This window comes from Streptomyces sp. NPDC045955 (assembly GCF_056430805.1).
Window position 1 is genome coordinate 198,405 of record NZ_JBWKKY010000009.1, and the last position, 15,693, is coordinate 214,097.

At 73.7% G+C, this 15,693-nt stretch carries 13 protein-coding genes and 4 pseudogenes; 8 read left to right on the plus strand and 9 right to left on the minus strand.

Annotated elements, in window-relative coordinates:
• The first annotated feature begins 126 nt into the window (after nt 1-126).
• On the plus strand, nt 127-2,568 hold the full coding sequence (locus AC07F0_RS20565) for a right-handed parallel beta-helix repeat-containing protein (RefSeq protein WP_478980728.1): 2,442 nt from the start codon (nt 127-129) through the stop codon (nt 2,566-2,568).
• Here the strand turns inward: AC07F0_RS20565 and AC07F0_RS20570 are convergent.
• A complete protein-coding gene (locus AC07F0_RS20570; RefSeq protein WP_478980729.1) occupies nt 2,538-4,931 on the minus strand; it encodes a hypothetical protein in 2,394 nt (797 codons plus the stop codon). The genes AC07F0_RS20565 and AC07F0_RS20570 overlap by 31 nt on opposite strands.
• Nucleotides 4,932-5,213: 282 nt before the next feature.
• On the opposite strand from AC07F0_RS20570, the gene AC07F0_RS20575 reads away from it, so the two are divergent.
• Together AC07F0_RS20575 and AC07F0_RS20580 are read left to right on the plus strand one after the other, a co-directional pair.
• The gene (locus AC07F0_RS20575; RefSeq protein WP_478980731.1) at nt 5,214-6,044 is read left to right on the plus strand and encodes a DeoR/GlpR family DNA-binding transcription regulator; all 831 of its coding nucleotides are present in this window, start codon (nt 5,214-5,216) and stop codon (nt 6,042-6,044) included.
• A 76-nt stretch (nt 6,045-6,120) separates the two neighbouring features.
• Entirely contained in the window at nt 6,121-6,588 is a 468-nt protein-coding gene (locus AC07F0_RS20580; protein WP_478980733.1) for an SRPBCC family protein, read from the plus strand.
• Nucleotides 6,589-6,610: 22 nt separating this feature from the next.
• Here AC07F0_RS20580 and cds1 read toward each other — a convergent pair whose 3' ends face one another.
• On the minus strand, nt 6,611-7,735 hold the full coding sequence (cds1, locus tag AC07F0_RS20585; protein ID WP_478980735.1) for an L-cysteine desulfhydrase Cds1: 1,125 nt from the start codon (nt 7,733-7,735) through the stop codon (nt 6,611-6,613).
• Between the two features lie 402 nt (nt 7,736-8,137).
• Here cds1 and AC07F0_RS20590 point away from each other — a divergent pair, with 402 nt between their 5' ends.
• Entirely contained in the window at nt 8,138-8,461 is a 324-nt protein-coding gene (locus AC07F0_RS20590; protein WP_261682162.1) for a hypothetical protein, read from the plus strand.
• 183 nt (nt 8,462-8,644) lie between these two features.
• A complete protein-coding gene (locus AC07F0_RS20595) occupies nt 8,645-9,187 on the plus strand; it encodes an ATP-binding protein (protein ID WP_478980737.1) in 543 nt (180 codons plus the stop codon).
• Nucleotides 9,188-9,240: 53 nt separating this feature from the next.
• Here AC07F0_RS20595 and AC07F0_RS20600 read toward each other — a convergent pair.
• From AC07F0_RS20600 to AC07F0_RS20610, 3 genes and pseudogenes are all read right to left on the minus strand, one after another.
• Nucleotides 9,241-9,476 (minus strand): annotated as a pseudogene (locus AC07F0_RS20600) (hypothetical protein); the annotation flags it as partial.
• A gap of 119 nt (nt 9,477-9,595) precedes the next feature.
• Nucleotides 9,596-10,373 (minus strand): annotated as a pseudogene (locus tag AC07F0_RS20605) (ABC transporter ATP-binding protein).
• On the minus strand, nt 10,370-10,651 hold the full coding sequence (locus AC07F0_RS20610; RefSeq protein ID WP_478980739.1) for an SHOCT domain-containing protein: 282 nt from the start codon (nt 10,649-10,651) through the stop codon (nt 10,370-10,372). Before AC07F0_RS20610 ends, AC07F0_RS20605 begins: the two are co-directional and overlap by 4 nt.
• 187 nt (nt 10,652-10,838) lie before the next feature.
• Here AC07F0_RS20610 and AC07F0_RS20615 point away from each other — a divergent pair.
• The 3 genes and pseudogenes from AC07F0_RS20615 to AC07F0_RS20625 all read left to right on the plus strand — a co-directional run.
• Nucleotides 10,839-11,079, plus strand: a pseudogene (locus tag AC07F0_RS20615) (TetR/AcrR family transcriptional regulator); the annotation flags it as partial.
• Nucleotides 11,080-11,169: 90 nt separating this feature from the next.
• Nucleotides 11,170-11,717: pseudogene (locus tag AC07F0_RS20620) on the plus strand (TetR family transcriptional regulator C-terminal domain-containing protein).
• A gap of 10 nt (nt 11,718-11,727) precedes the next feature.
• Complete coding sequence (locus tag AC07F0_RS20625; RefSeq protein WP_478980741.1) at nt 11,728-11,955, plus strand: DUF4865 family protein; 228 nt, start codon at nt 11,728-11,730, stop codon at nt 11,953-11,955.
• A 232-nt stretch (nt 11,956-12,187) separates the two neighbouring features.
• Here AC07F0_RS20625 and AC07F0_RS20630 read toward each other — a convergent pair whose 3' ends face one another.
• From AC07F0_RS20630 to AC07F0_RS20645, 4 genes are all read right to left on the minus strand, one after another.
• Nucleotides 12,188-12,610, minus strand: a complete 423-nt coding sequence (locus AC07F0_RS20630; protein WP_478980743.1) for a PPOX class F420-dependent oxidoreductase — start codon at nt 12,608-12,610, stop codon at nt 12,188-12,190.
• Nucleotides 12,611-12,628: 18 nt separating this feature from the next.
• A complete protein-coding gene (locus AC07F0_RS20635) occupies nt 12,629-13,519 on the minus strand; it encodes an NAD(P)-dependent oxidoreductase (RefSeq protein WP_478980745.1) in 891 nt (296 codons plus the stop codon).
• A gap of 213 nt (nt 13,520-13,732) precedes the next feature.
• Complete coding sequence (locus AC07F0_RS20640; protein WP_478980747.1) at nt 13,733-14,974, minus strand: ROK family protein; 1,242 nt, start codon at nt 14,972-14,974, stop codon at nt 13,733-13,735.
• Between the two features lie 36 nt (nt 14,975-15,010).
• Nucleotides 15,011-15,652 carry an alpha-ketoglutarate-dependent dioxygenase AlkB family protein gene (locus AC07F0_RS20645; protein WP_478981022.1) on the minus strand — a complete coding sequence of 214 codons (642 nt, stop codon included), beginning with the start codon at nt 15,650-15,652 and terminating at the stop codon, nt 15,011-15,013.
• Nucleotides 15,653-15,693: the final 41 nt, after the last annotated feature.

Below are 15,693 nucleotides of genomic sequence, written 5' to 3' on the forward strand. Positions count from 1 at the left end.
CGGTCTCGATGCCGCGTGCGCGCGCAGGCCCCTGGGGCCCGGCACGGTCGCGGTCCCGACACCGGCGGGAGCGTCCCGAAGGCGAACGAGCCATCAGTACGACCGAGGTGGGGGCACAGCTACACCATGGCACAGGGCACGGTCCAGGTGACGCACACCGGCACGTCGCGGTGGCGGCGCCGCACGGGTGAGTACGCATCGCTCGCCGCTGCCCTGGAGGCCGCGGCCGACGGAGACGTCCTCACGGTCGCCCCCGGCACCTACCGGGAGAACCTCGTCGTGCAGCGCGCGGTGACGCTGCGTGGCCCCGAGGGCTCCCCCGGCTCGGTGCGGATCGCACCGGTGGACGGCGTGCCGCTGACCGTGCGCGCCTCGGCGGTGGTCCAGGACCTGCACGTGGAGGGTCAGGACGCGGCGGCCCCCGCCGTGCTGGTGGAGGAGGGCACGCCGGAGCTGAGCAACATACGGGTGGTCACCCGGTCGGCGGCCGGGATCGAGGTGCGCGGCAGCGCCCGGCCCACCGTCCGGCGCTGCGCGGTCGACAACCCGGCGGGCATCGGCATCGCCGTACTCGACGGTGCGGGCGGGGTGTTCGAGGAGTGCGAGGTCGTCGCGGCCGGCCAGGCGGGGGTGGCGGTGCGCGGCGGTGCCCACCCCCGTCTGGAGCGCTGCCGGGTGCACCACACCTCGGGCTCGGGTCTGTCGGCGACCGGGGAGAACTCGGCGCTGGAGGCGGTGGGCTGCGAGATCTACGAGGTACGGGGCAGCGGTGTGCAGATCACCGGCCGGGCCACGGCGCACCTCACCGACTGCGATGTGCACCGCACGACGGCCGACGGAGTCACGCTCGACACGGACGCGGTGCTGACCCTCGCCGACTGCCGTATCCACGACATCCCGGAGAACGCGGTCGACCTGCGTTCCCGCTCCGTCCTCACGCTGACCCGCACGACGGTGCGGCAGTTCGGGCGCAACGGCCTGTCGGTGTGGGACCCGGGCACGCGCGTGGACGCCAACCAGTGCGAGATCTTCGACAGCACGGGCGACTACCCGGCGGTGTGGGTGAGCGACGGCGCCACGGCAGTGCTCGACTCGTGCCGGGTGCACGACGTGCCGGACGCCCTGTTCGTCCTCGACCGCGGCTCGCGCGCCGACGTCGTGGACAGCGACCTGTCGCAGGTGCGCAACACGGCCGTGTCGGTGAGCGACGGGGCGACCGCGCAGCTCGACGACTGCCGGATCCGGGACGCGGCGACGGGCGCCTGGTTCCGTGACCACGGCAGCGGCGGCACCCTCAGCAACTGCACGCTGGACGGCACCCAGACCGGTGTCATCGTCACCAAGGGCGCCGACCCCACGGTGGAGCGCTGCACGATCGACTCCCCCGCGGAGGCGGGGGTGTACGTCTCGGCCGGTGGCCGCGGCAGCTTCCAGAACTGCCGCGTGACGGGCAGCGGCGGCTACGGCTTCCATGTGATCGACGGCAGCCGTACGAGCTTGCGGAAGTGCCGCACGGAACGGTGCGCGCGCGGTGGTTACGAGTTCGCGGACAGCGGCGCGGACGCGGCGTCCGGGGCGGGCCCCCTGGTCGAGGACTGCACCAGCGACGAGAGCGCGGGGCTGCGGGCACCGGCGGCGCGGGAGACGGCCGTGCAGACGGTGAGCCACTCCCCCGGTCTGCTGGGCGCGGTCCCGGGGCAGCGCACCGAACCGGAGCCGCCGGCCCCGGCCCCGGTCGCGGAGCCCGAGCAGTCGGCCCGAAGCTCCAAGGACGTCCTCGGTGAACTGGACGCGCTGGTCGGCCTGGAGAGCGTCAAGCGCGAGGTGCGCGCCCTCACCGACATGATCGAGGTGGGCCGGCGCCGGCAGCAGGCGGGTCTGAAGGCGGCGTCGGTCAAACGGCACCTGGTCTTCACCGGCTCCCCCGGCACGGGCAAGACGACGGTCGCGCGGCTGTACGGCGAGATCCTCGCGTCGCTCGGTGTGCTGGAGAAGGGCCACCTGGTCGAGGTGTCCCGGGTCGACCTGGTGGGCGAGCACATCGGCTCGACCGCGATCCGCACGCAGGAAGCCTTCGAGAAGGCCCGCGGCGGTGTGCTGTTCATCGACGAGGCGTACGCGCTGTCCCCGGAGGACGCGGGCCGCGACTTCGGCAAGGAGGCCATCGACACGCTGGTGAAGCTGATGGAGGACCACCGGGACGCGGTCGTGGTGATCGTCGCGGGCTACACGGCCGAGATGGAGCGCTTCCTGTCGGTCAACCCCGGGGTGGCGTCCCGGTTCTCGCGGACCATCACCTTCAGCGACTACGGTCCCGAGGACCTGCTGCGGATCGTGGAGCAGCAGGCCGAGGAGCACGAGTACCGGCTGGCCGAGGGCGCGGCGCAGGCCCTGCGCACGTACTTCGCAAAGATCCCGAAGGGCCCGGCGTTCGGCAACGGCCGTACCGCCCGGCAGACCTTCGAGGCGATGGTGGAGCGGCACGCGAGCCGGGTCGCCCAGCTCCCCGAGCCGAGCACGGACGACCTGACACTGCTCTACGCGGAGGACCTGCCCGAGCTGCTCTGAGGATCCGCATCCGGATCCGGGCAGGGCTGCTCGGCCGTGTGACGAGGTGCCGGCAGGCCCGGCCGCAGCCGGGCCAGCAGCTTGCGGCGCTCCTCGGCGAACACCGGGTCCGCCTGGTAGTCGGAGTGGCCGAGGATCGGCGCCGGCAGCGGGTGCAGCTCGGTGCGGCCGTAGGAGAGGGGGTCCATCAGCGGCACGTGGTCGACCCCGAGGTCGTGGTTGCCGGGCAGGCGCACCGGGCCGCCGATGGGGTCGGTGAGCCGGTACAGATTGCGCCAGCAGTCCACCTCCCGGTGCAGGGAGCTGAGCGCGGCGGGGCCGAAGTGCGCCGGGAACCAGCGTCCGTAGAGCCGCTCCAGCGGGGAGCCGTACGTCAGCAGCGCGACGCGGCTGCGGGTGGACGGGGAGAGCTGCCAGGCCGCGGCGGCGGCGAGCACGCTGCCCTGCGAGTGCCCCGAGATGACCAGCCGTCCGCCGGTGGCGCGGGTCCAGGTCGCGATCCGCCAGGTCAGGTCGGGCACCGCGCGCTCGGCGTAGCAGGGCGGGGCGAAGGGGTGGGCGGCGCGCGGCCAGAAGGTGCCGACGTCCCACAGGATGCCGATGGTGCGGCGGGCGGCGGCGTCCTTGTAGGCGCGCCTGCCCCACGTGACGAACAGTATGAAGCCGAGGCCGATCAGCCAGGAGCCGAGGGCCTGGGCGGTCTCGGCGGCGCCGTGGACGACGGGGTAGGTGCCCTGTGCCGCCTCGCCCGGCGTCTCGTCGGTGGTCAGGGCGCCGACGAGGGCTCCGGTGCCGAGCAGCAGGGTGACGCCGGAGGTGACGGCGACGACGCGGGGCCCCCGGTCGGTGAGGGAGGCCATCGCGCGGGTGTAGGCGATACGGCGGGTGCGGGCGCGGTCCTGGGCCTCGTCCGGGTAGTCGCGGGCCACCGCCTCCCGTTCGGCGCGGGCGAGCTGCCAGGCGCGGTGGGCCAGCCAGCCGAAGAGCACCAGCAGCACCACGATCAGGGGCGGGATCACGGACGCCTGCCAGGTCAGCAGGACCGGCGGGCCGTCGATCGACGTCCCGGTGCCGTCCAGCCAGTCGGACACGCGCTGCGACACACCGCCGGACATCACCCCGCCCAGGGCGCAGGCCAGCATCGCGACGGCCGGTCCGCCGAGCCCTCGCAGCACGGCCCGCCGGTCGGGGTCGGTGCGGTGCAGTGCGTACGCGACGCCGGCGAGGACGGTCACGAGCAGGCCCTGGGCCAGGGCGAGACCGCCGAAGGTGGCATCACCCGGCAGCCGGCCGGCCGACTCCCAGCCGGGGCGCTCCCAGCCCGCGTACAGCAGGGCGAGGGCGAGCAGGACGAGGGCGGCGAGCGGCAGGCGTCGTACGAAGCGCTCGTCGAGCTCCCGGTCGATGCGTCTCTCGCTGCGGCCCCGGCGGCACACCACCCACACCACGGCGACGGTGCAGGCCGCGAGGGCCGCCTGAAGGAGCAGGCCCAGGATGTTCAGTACGGCGTGGCCGCCGGGTTCCCGGTCGTGCCGGGCGGCGGCGCCGGCGACCGCGGCGGCGACCGTGACCAGTCCGGCGGCGGTGTGCGCGGCGCGCAGCCGGGCCACCAGCCGGCGTCCGTACCAGAAGCCGGGCCGGCCCAGCGCGGTCGGGCCGTCGCCGTCCGCGTCGGGCTCGGGGTCGCGGGCCGGCGGCTGCTGGGACTCGTAGTCGCTCCAGGTGCGCCGGGACAGGTACCACAGCAGGACGGTCAGGGCGGTCGGGACGAAGGACGCCAGGGCGAGCCTGCGGCCGGGGCTGCTCCACCAGCCGCCGTCCGAGACGGTGGGCGAGAGGAACCCCAGCCAGGAGTGGCGGTCGGCGCACGCGCGCGTGCCCGCGCACTGCCAGGCCGCCAGGTCGAGGGCGACCTCGCAGGCCGCCGCGACGAGCAGCACCGTCAGGGTGAGCCCTGTGAGCCGCACCAGGAGGCCGTACAGGCGCACGGTGCGGCGGCGGCCCCGGGCGCTGGGGCGCATCCAGTGGGCGAGGTTGACGACCATGAACGGCAGCAGCAACAGCCACAGGGCGCGGGTGCCGTTGCCGGAGGTGAGGTTGCACCAGACGTAGGCCTCGGGCACCGGCCGGTCGCGGCGGCGGTCGTCGGGGCCGGCCTCCGCGTCGACGTCGTCGGCGCGCCGGAAGACGGCCGCGATGTCGTCGCCGGTGATCCGCACCGTGCGCGGATCGTCGAGCATCTCCTGCGGTGTGGTGCCGCCCACGCCGTGGACCAGGAGTTCCAGCGCGGTCCCCGTCTCACCGGGCCGCGGGGCGGGCTGGTCCGGCCCGCGGGTCGAGGCCTGTTCCTGCGCACGTTCCACTGATTCGCACTTCCCCCGTGACACGCCGTCGGCTCTGCCCGTGCGGGCACAAGGATCTCCACTTCCGCGGCGCCGCACACCTGCTGTCACGGAATCTCCCCGATCCGTGACCGTGCGGAGAGCCGCTGGTGACATGCGCGCGGCGAGCAGTCGGTGGCGCCGCCGGCTCCGCGACATGCGAGGATGAGGCGTCCGCGCACCGGAGCCGGGGGAGAATGTCCTGGTTGGGGCAGGTGTGATGGGCCTGACGGACGGCATTGAGGCGAAAGGACCGGAGCGTACGTGAGCGAGAATCAGAACCTCCTCGCGGAGCAGCGGCGATCCCTGATCCTCGACGAGGTCCGCCGCCGGGGCGGTGTCCGGGTCAACGAACTGACCCGCAAGCTCGGCGTGTCGGACATGACGGTCCGCCGCGACCTCGACGCGCTCGCCCGCCAGGGCATGCTGGAGAAGGTCCACGGCGGCGCGGTCCCGGTGGTCGAGGCGAGTACGCACGAACCGGGCTTCGAGGCGAAGTCGGGGCTGGAGCTGACCGCCAAGGAGGACATCGCACGGGCGGCGGCCAAGCTGGTCGCACCGGGCGCGGCGATCGCCCTGTCCGGCGGTACGACGACGTACGCGCTGGCGCAGCAGCTGCTGGACGTGCCGGACCTGACGGTGGTCACCAACTCGGTGCGGGTGGCCGACGTCTTCCACGCGGCGCAGCGCACCTCGGGCCCGCGGCAGGGCGCGGCGACGGTCGTGCTGACCGGCGGTGTGCGCACCCCGTCCGACTCACTGGTCGGGCCGGTCGCCGACCAGGCGATCGCGGCGCTCCACTTCGACCTGCTGTTCCTCGGGGTGCACGGCATATCGGTCGAGGCCGGCCTGTCGACGCCGAACCTCGCGGAGGCGGAGACGAACCGGCGGCTCGTGCAGTCGGCCCGGCGGGTCGTGGTGGTCGCCGACCACACCAAGTGGGGCAAGGTGGGGCTGAGTTCGTTCGCCTCGCTGGAGCAGATCGACACGCTCGTGACGGACTCCGGCCTGCCGGACGAGGCGCGAGCTGTGGTCGTGGAACATCTGCGGCGGCTGGTGGTGGCCGGGGAGCCCGAAGAAGAGGCAGAAAGCTGACGGGATTCCAGGTCGGACACGGCCTAGGGTGACGCTGCCGGTCATCGTCCGCTCCCCTGCCAGGAGGGCTTCGTCCATGGCTCACCGTCTGCGCCCCGTGGGACTCGACTTCGTCGGGACCGCGCCCGTACGGCATGTCTCCGAGCGGGAGATCTCCGCTCCGGTGGAGGCGGTCTACCGGGCTCTGGAGGACGTGCCCGGCTGGGCCGACTGGTTTCCCCAGGTGACGGCCGCCCGTCCGATCGACGGCGGAAAGGGGCGCGATATCCGGCTCAGGGGAGGCGTCCGGTTCCGGGAGTCGATCATCGCGGCGACGCAACCCGAGGTGTACGCCTATCGCATCGACGTCACCAACGTGCCCGGGGTGCGTGCGATCGCCGAGGAGTGGCGGCTCGCCCCGGCCGGTACGGGGACCCGGGTGCGGTGGACGTTCGCGACCGACGGGACGGCGGCGTACCGGCTCGCCATGAAGCCGGTACGGGCGGCTCAGGCCAAGGCCTTCCGGGACGCCGTGACGGCGCTGGACCGGAGGCTGACGGCGTAGCGCGCCAGCCCGGGGCGTCCTCTCAGCCGGGCCAGACGCCCGTCTCCAGCAGCGAGTCGATCGCGGCCGCGTACGGCTCGATGTCCAGTCCCTGGGCGGCCAGCCAGGTGTCCGAGTAGTACTTGTCGAGATACCGGTCCCCCGGGTCGCACAGCAGGGTCACGACGCTCCCCTGCCGTCCCTCGGACACCATCTCCGCGACGATCTTCAGGGCGCTCCACAGGCCCGTACCGGTCGAGCCGCCCGCCTTGCGGCCGATGGCGCGCTCCAGTGCCCGTACCGCGGCGACGCTGGCCGCGTCGGGCACCTTCATCATCCGGTCGATCGCGCCGGGCACGAAGCTCGGTTCCATCCGGGGCCGGCCGATGCCCTCGATCCGGGAGCCGCAGTCGCAGGTGACGTCCGGATCGCCGGTGGTCCAGCCCTCGAAGAAGCACGAGTTCTCGGGGTCGGCCACGCAGACGCGTGTGTCGTACTGCATGTAGTGCACGTAGCGCGCGAGGGTCGCCGAAGTGCCGCCCGTGCCCGCCGTGGCGACGATCCACGCCGGCTCGGGGAACCGCTCCCGGCGCAGCTGCCGGAAGATGGACTCGGCGATGTTGTTGTTGCCCCGCCAGTCCGTGGCCCGTTCGGCGTAGGTGAACTGGTCCATGTAGTGGCCGCCGGTCTCTGCCGCGAGGCGGGCGGACTCCTCGTACATCGTGCGGGGGTCGTCCACGAAGTGGCACCGGCCGGCGTGGAACTCGATGAGGCGGATCTTCTCGGCGCTCGTCGTGCGGGGCATGACGGCGATGAAGGGCACGCCGACGAGCTTCGCGAAGTACGCCTCGGAGACGGCCGTCGAGCCGCTGGAGGCCTCGATCACCGGGCGACCCGGCCGGATCCAGCCGTTGCAGAGGCCGTAGAGGAAGAGGGAGCGGGCGAGCCGGTGCTTGAGGCTGCCGGTGGGATGGGTGGACTCGTCCTTCAGGTACAGGTCGACGCCCCACCGCTCGGGCAGGGGGAACTGGAGGAGGTGCGTGTCGGCCGAGCGGTTGGCGTCGGCCTGGACTCTGCGGACGGCTTCTTTCAGCCATGCGCGGTAGGCGGTGTCGCTGTGATCGACGTCCAGGGTGACGCCGGTCCGGGTCTGCTGGGGGGTGCTCACGAGGGGGCTCCTAACGCTGCGCGCCGACGACGCGTCGCGCGGCCGACACCTCGATCATAAGCACCTGCAGCACGCTTCTCACCTGCATAAACGCACCTTTGAGCCCCCCAAAGCGCCCCCTGGGGCAGAGCCGGTGCAAGGGGGCGCGCGGTCCAGGGGGCGCACTTGCCTGTGTGCTCCGGGCGCCCCCTGGAGAGGGGGTCTGCTGTACTGGTGCTCGACGCCGGGTGGGGGCAGACTTCACCGCGGGACCGGAGCCCCGGACGGGGTACCGGCAGGGGTAGGGCGCACCACCGGAGCAGGCCCTCCGGTCGGGGGCACACTGGATCGGGACACGAGCCTGTGCCGGGTACCGCGCAGAGGGCGGGCCGGCGCACCGACGCGCACAAGGGGGCGGGTGGCATGGCGGAGCCGGAGTTCAGGGCCACGGGCGTGCGGATCGGGAAGCGGCTGCGTTCGCTCACCCGGGCCGGCCAGGTCCGGATCAGCGACGGCCGGCTCGAGCTGCTGACCAGCTACGGCAGCGAGATCGACAGCGCGCCGGTGCAGGCGGTGCGTGCCTCCAAGCCCTGGTTCGGCCCCGATGACCGGGCCACGGCGGATCTCAACGGCAACCGGTACCTGCTGACCCTCGGCGATCACGACCCCGCTCCGGGCGAACCGGGACCGCCGGCCGCACGGCGCTTCATCGAGGCCGTGCGCCGGGCGGCGGGGCGCGGCGACTGAGATGTCCGCGAGTTGCGGTCCCCCACCCCCTGCGTCACTCTGGTCTCACGTCACTCTGGGTTTACCGGCGATAACGCTGCGAACCAGCCCGCCGGCCACGACAGCGGGCGACAGCGTCACGAAGGCGCCCTGCTGGATCCGAACTCCGTGTTCTTCCGGACCTCACGTCGGGGAGTCGCAGCCGTGATCAGTTACCCAAGCAGGCACTGCACGGTGGAGCTCCAAGCCCTGCCGTCGCGGATCGGCCAGGTCCGCAGAATCGTCTCTGCGCAGTTGCGCTACTGGCATCTGGACGCTCTGATCGACCGGGCCTCGCTCGGTGTGACGGAGCTGTTGTCCAACGTTCACCGGCATGCCCAGCCCGACAAGACGTGCACCGTGGAGATAGAGCTGCTGCTCGACCGGCTCACGGTCTCGGTGCGCGACCACGACCCGCGGATGCCCGTGGTGGAGGACCCTCACGACATCGCGCCGCTGGCGACCTGCGGGCGCGGGCTGGCGATGGTGGCCGCCATGAGCGAGAGCTGGGGCGTCCGGCCGGACGGCGAGTCGGGCAAGGTCGTCTGGTTCACCCTCCCGACGTCCTCCGCCGCGGTCGCCGCGCCGTCGCGCCGGGCACGGCGCACGGTCCTGGAGAAACCCGCGCGCAGGTTCGCGGAGGTCGGGCACGCCGCCGACGGGCTGCTGCCCGAACACGCTCCCGCCCGGTCCGCCGTTGCCGGTTGACCGGGCGGTGACCACCGTTCGCACGGGGGCCGCGGGAGCGGACACCTCCTGGGTCACTCGGTGGCGATGGCGCGCAGCACGTCCAGGCGGGCCGCGCGCCGGCCGGGCGCAGCCCCGCGAGGGCGCCGGCCGCGAGACCCACGAGGGCCACGACCGCGAGCTGCGCGGGCGGCACGGTGAAGGCGAAGTCGCTGTCGCTGCTGCCGTCCGAGGCCCTGACGAGGACCCAGCCGAGGAAGGCGCCGAGGGCGAGCCCGCCGGCCGTGCCGAAGGCGGCGACCAGGACGGCGAAACCGGCGCGCAGTGTGTCGCCCATGACGAGCGTCCCGGCCAGGAACGCCACGCCCAGGAGCACGGCGAGGAACGTACCGGCGAAGCGCCGCCGGTGGGCGCGCAGGGAGGACACGCTCAGGCGTACGGAGGCGTTCCTGAGGGCACCTCGAAGGCCTTCATCCGGTCCAGGACCCGGTCAGCGGTCGGGGACTCCATGCGGTCGACCAGGCGTCCGTCGGCGAGGAAGACGACCTCGTCGGCGTGCGCGGCGGCCACGGGGTCGTGGGTGACCATGACGACCGTGCGCCGCGTCCGGCGTACGGCGCGGCCGAGCAGGCCGAGCACCTCCTCGCCGGAGCGCGAGTCGAGGTTGCCGGTCGGCTCGTCGGCGAAGACGACGTCCGGCTGTCCGGCGAACGCCCGGGCCACGGCCACGCGTTGCTGCTGTCCGCCGGAGAGTTCGGCGGGCCGGTGGTGGAGCCGGTCACGCAGTCCGACCACGTCGATCAGCGTCTCGATCCACTCCGGGTCGCCCCGGCCGCCCGCCAGGTCCAGGGGCAGCCTGATGTTCTCGGCGACGGTGAGGGCCGGCACCAGGTTGTACGCCTGGAACACGAAGCCCACGCGGTCGCGGCGCAGGAGCGTGAGCCGGCGGTCGTCGAGGCCAGCCCAGGTCGGTGTCGCCGATGCGGGCGGTGCCCGAGGTGAGCGTGTCCAGACCGGCCGCGCAGTGCATCAGGGTGGACTTGCCGGAGCCCGAGGGCCCCATGATCGCGGTGAAACGGCCGGCCGGGAAGCTCACGGGCACGCCGTCCAGGGCGCGTACGGCGGTGTCGCCACCGCCGTACACCTTCACCGCGTCGACGACCCGGGCGGCGGGCCGCGTGGTCGTCGTGGCGGTCGTCGTGGTCATGCCGCACCTCCCTTGCGACCGAACTCCTCGTTCAGCACGGAAAGCCGGCGCCAGTACTCGTCCTCGTCGATCTCGCCGGAGGCGAAGCGGTGCCCGAGGACGGCGATGGGCGAGTCGTTCCCGGCCGGGGGCTGCCGCCAGGGGCCGCCGCGACGGCCGCGCCACGCCGTGCGGCGCAGCAGCGCGATGCCGCCGCCGACGACCAGGGCCCAGATCACCGGGAAGAGCAGGATCCAGGGGCCGGGGCCGCCGTCACCGAAGTTCGCCAGGGTCTGCATGTCGTTCAACTCCTCGGACGCGTTGCTGCGATGTCCTGTCTGTCGCTTCCGAGCGTCGCCCCGCGCGGGTCCCCGGTCGTCGTACGGCCAGCGGCAGTGCGCGTACCTCGCGGGGAGTAGACGGGCGCGGCCGGGGTGCTTCCCCTGGCACTCGACTTCTGTACCTCCTGGTGTGTACAGCGCGGCCATGAGCGCCTCGGAGCGGTTGATCGAGTCCACGCGCGCGCTGCTGTGGGAGCGCGGTTACGTGGGCACGAGCCCCAAGGCGATCCTGGAGCGCGCGGGCGCCGGGCAGGGCAGCATGTACCACCACTTCAAGGGCAAGCCCGACCTCGCGCCGGCCGCGATCCGGCGAACGGCCGAGGAGATGCGGGCTACCGCCGCGGGAGTACTCGACGGCCCGGGAACGCCGTACGAGCCTGATCGAGGACACCGGCTGGTTCTTCGACACGGAGATGCTGGTGCTCGCCGAGCGCGCGGGCCTCAGGATCCACGAGGTGCCGGTCGAGCGTCTGGCGGTGATCGACTGGGAACTCGCCCTGTACGGCGACCCGTTGCACGATTGGTGCCGCGGACGGCCTGGGCGACCAGGAGAAGTACAACGGCGAGGCGGGCCGCGCCTTCATCGAGGAGCTGCCGGACCTGGCGCGGTCTGGAGGGCGCCGGTGCCGTCACCGGCGCTCCGGATCTGCCATCCCATGCCGTTCCTGTCGGCGGCGCAACGCCGCGCGGGCATGGATGCGTATCTGCGGCGCGAGCGGGACGTGCTGCGGGGCTGCCCGATCGGCCGGCAGACCATGGACCCGGACGTGATCGCCGGCGCCGAGCTGCGCGCCCCGGTCGACGAGACGCTCGACGGGATCCGGGAGCGGATCGCCGGGATCGTCGAGGAAGGCGAGGAACAGGGGCAGTTCGCGCCCTCGCTGGACGGCGGGGGGGATCGCCGCGGCGCTCGTCGCGACGGTACAGGGCGGATACGTCCTGGACCCGCGCCTCCGGCTCCCCCGCCGCGTTCGACGCCGGCCTACAGGGGCTGCTGTCCCTGCTGGCACCCCGTCCCGCCTGAGGAGGCCCACATGACGGCTGGAACGGGCTCGGATTCAAGGCCTGCCCGACGCGCGAGCGCGGCCTGCGCGGCTCGCCGGGCCCTGCTCGCCGCGGCCGCCGTCGACACGAGCCGCTGGGAGCTGGTGCACTGCTCCCTCTGGGAGCACGACACCCCGAAGGCCGACGGTGATCTGTTCGAGGTGCCCCACCTGTCGGCGCCCGGCCGGGACCGGCTGCCCCGGGGGCGCCGGCGGTGAGCGCGGTCCGCACGATGCTGGGGGACGTGCCGCCCGCGGAACCATCTGGCCATTGCTGGCCCGTCGCACGCCCACCACGCCATCAACGGGTGGATGCCGGACGCCGGACGAGCGCTCGCCGAGGGCGGGTTCGGCGAACGGCTGCTGCTGGGCGCGCACACCCTGACGGACGCCGGCCGCTCGGTGCGCGGCGGCCCCGGGATGCCGTATCCGGCGGTGTGGCCTGCCGGTCTCAGCCCATGGCCTGGTCGTTGTCCTTCATCTCGCCCCAGCCGTGCCAGCGGTCGACCTCGATCCAGGCGCTGACCCGGGGCCGGACGCGGTTCGGGTAGGGCTTGCCGCCGTAGTGCCGGGAGAGCAGGTCGATGTCGGCGAGGTCCTCGTCGTCGTACATCTCGGTGACGCGGCCGATGAGGGTGATGTGGGTGTACCAGTTGTCGTCGGCGAGGACGGTGAGCGTCACGCGCGGGTCGCGGCGCAGATGCTTCAGACGGACCCGGCCCGCGTCGAGGTTGATCAGCACCCGGCCGTCCTTCCACGCGTACCACGTGGCGGTGGAGACCGGTGTGCCGTCGGAGCGCACGGTGGCCATGACGCACGGGTTGGGCCGGCTCAGCAGGGCTTCGGCCTCGGGCGGCAGCGGCGGCTTGGACATGGGGAACCTCCTGGGTCATCAGGCGGACGGGTTTTCGTCGAAACTCGCGAAGTAGGCGGCGGCCATGTCCTCGTCGCCGTGGCCCTGGGCGGCGGCGCGCTCCATGCGGGCGGCGGCGGCTTCGGCCACGTCCAGGCGGACGCCGTGGTCCGCACCGGCCTCGACGATGAGGCGGGCGTCCTTGGCGGCGGTGGTCACCGCGAACTGGGGCGGGGTGAGCCGGTCTTCGAGGACCAGGCCGGACTTGGCGTGCAGATAGCCCATGTCGAGCGGGCCGCCGGCGATGAGGTCGAGGAAACCGCGCGGGTCGACGTCGAGGGCCTTCGCCAGTGCCAGGGCCTCACCGGCGGCGGCCGTCACGGCGAGGACCCAGCTGTTGGCGACCAGCTTCAGCCGGGTGGCGCCCCCGGCCGCCCCGTCCTCGCCGGCCCACACGGTACGGGCGCCGACCGCGTCGAAGACGGGCGTCACCGTGTCCCGGCCCTCGACGGGACCGGCGGCGAGCACGGTCAGCTGCCCGTCCTCGGCGGGCCGGCGGGTGCCCAGGACGGGCGCGTCGTAGAAGACCAGGCCGTGCTCGCGGGCGAAGGCCGCGAGGTCGCCGATGGCCTCGACGCCGGCGGTCGTGGACTGCACCCAGGCGGTGCCCGGGCGCAGGGCGGGGGCGGCCTCCCGCATCGTCTCCAGGGCGGCGGGGCCGTCGTAGAGCATGGTCAGCACGACGTCGCTGTCCCGGACCGCCTCCGCGGGAGTGCCGGCGATGCGCACGCCTTCGGCGGCCAGCGGTTCGGCCTTGGCGCGGGTGCGGTTCCAGGCGTGGACGGCGTGCCCGGCGCGGGCCAGGTTGCGGGCCATCGCGGCGCCCATGATCCCGGTGCCCAGGACGCTCACGGTGAGCTTGTCGGTCATGACGTCAACTTCCTCGTTCGTACCGGTGCGGGCGAGCCGCCTGCGGTCCAGCCTTGCCCGCTCAGGCGCGAGCCTTCCCGGAAGCGGCGCGGACAAGCCCGTCGAGCGGTGCCCGATCGCCGATGAGCTCGTCCGGCCGGACACTCTGTTCCTCGTCCAGCCGGGGCCTGTCGTGGATCGGCCGCAGGAACGCGACCGCGCGTGGGACCCGCGCTAGGTCAGCGCTCCCAGAGGATCATCCAGTACCGGCTGCCACGCCAGCTCCGCGGCGCCGACCAGGCTGTTGTGGTCGAGGGTGCACGCCAGGATGGGGACGCCGCCGCTCTGGCCCCACAGGCTGCGGTCGGCGACGACCGCGCGGAGCCGGACGGGATCGGCGTCCAGGAGGGTGCGGTGCAGGCCGCCGAGGATGATGCGGTCCGGGTTGAGGATGTTGACGAGACCGGCGAGTCCGAGGCCGAGCCGGTCGATGAGGGTCTCGGTGGCGGTGCGCACGCCCGGGTCGTCGTAGTGGTGGCGGACCAGGTCGATGGACTGCTGGAGCAGGGACACCTCGGGGCCCGGTTCGCGGCCCGCCGCCGTGAGGAAGGCCAGCGGGTCGGTCTCCACGTCCAGGCAGCCGCGGCTGCCGCAGTGGCAGGGGCGGCCCTCGGGGTGCACGGTGAGGTGGCCGACCTCCAGCGCGAGTCCCGAACTGCCCCGGTGGAGGCGGCCGTCGAGGACGAGCGCACCGCCGACGCCCCGGTGGCCGGTGGCCACGCACAGCAGGTCGCGGGCGCCGCGTCCGGCACCGTGCCGGTGCTCGGCGAGCGCGGCGAGGTTGACGTCGTTCGCGGCGAACGCCGGTCCGTCGAGGCCGGCCGCGCGCACCTGCTCGGCGAAGATGTCCCGGACGGGCGCGCCCGCGGGCCAGGCCAGGTGCAGCGGGTTGAGCGCCAGGCCCTCCGGTTCGGCGACCGCGGACGGTACGGCGAGTCCCGCGCCCACGCACCGGCGCCCGGTCTCCCGCAGCAGCTCGGCGCCCGCCGTGACGACGGATGCGAGCACCTTCGCCGGGTCGGCGTCGACGACCTCGCAGCCCGGCGCGGTGGCGACGATCCGGCCGCCCAGCCCGACCAGCGCCGCCCGGAACCCGTCGGCGTGCACCTGCGCGGCGAGCGCGACGGGCCCGTCCTCGGCGACGGCCAGCCTGTGCGAGGGCCGGCCCTGCGAGCCCGCTGCCGCGCCGGGCCGGGCGTCGACCCGGATCAGCCCGAGCGCCTCCAGTTCCGCGGCGACCGCTCCGGCCGTCGCCCGTGTCACCCCGAGCTCGGCGGTGAGTACGGCCCGGGTCGGCGCGCGTCCGGTGTGCACGAGCTCCAGCGCGGGTCCGAGTGCTCCGCGCCCCCGGTCCAGCCGCGTCCTCGTCGAGGTGCTCCCATCCCCCGCCGGCCGGGGGTCCGCCTTCCCGCTCATGTGGGCGAGTCTCCCATGATCCGTAGGGTCGGCGGCCTACCGGCCGCTGACCCGGAGCGTGACGTTGAGCCGTCCGGTCAGGCCGAGACCGGGCGGTGCCGTGCCTCCGTGTACCCGGGGGACTCCGTGGTGGGCGAGGCGCGACGGGCCGCCGAAGACGAACAGGTCGCCGCTGCGCAGCTCGACGTCGGTCCAGGGCCTGGCGCGGGTCTCGGTGTTGCCGAAGCGGAACACGCAGGTGTCGCCGAGGCTCAGCGACACCACCGGCGCGTCCGACTTCTCGTCGCTGTCGCGGTGCATGCCCATCCGGGCGTCGGCGTCGTAGAAGTTGATCAGGGCGATGTCGTAGGCCGGTGCCGGTCCCCCGAGGGTTTCTCCGACCGCCCGGCGGCCCAGGTCGCCCAGCCACGCGGGGAACGGCTTCACCGGGGCGCCGTCGCCGTCGACGACCGTGCGGGCGTAGCCGTACGGGTACCAGTGCCGCCCGAGGCAGACCTGCCGGGCGGTCATGGTGCCGCCGCCGGGGGTGCGGACCGTGCGCAGCCCGGCCGGGGGGCGTGCCCAGTCGCGGCAGGCCTGCAGCAGCTCGCGCTGCTCCTCGGGATCCAGCCAGTCCGGGACGTGCACCGCGCCCGGCGCCACCTGCGTACGGGCTCGGGAGAACAGTTCGCCGTTCATGCCTCCCATCTTCTCCTCTCCTCCCCGACCTGGGCTGAGCT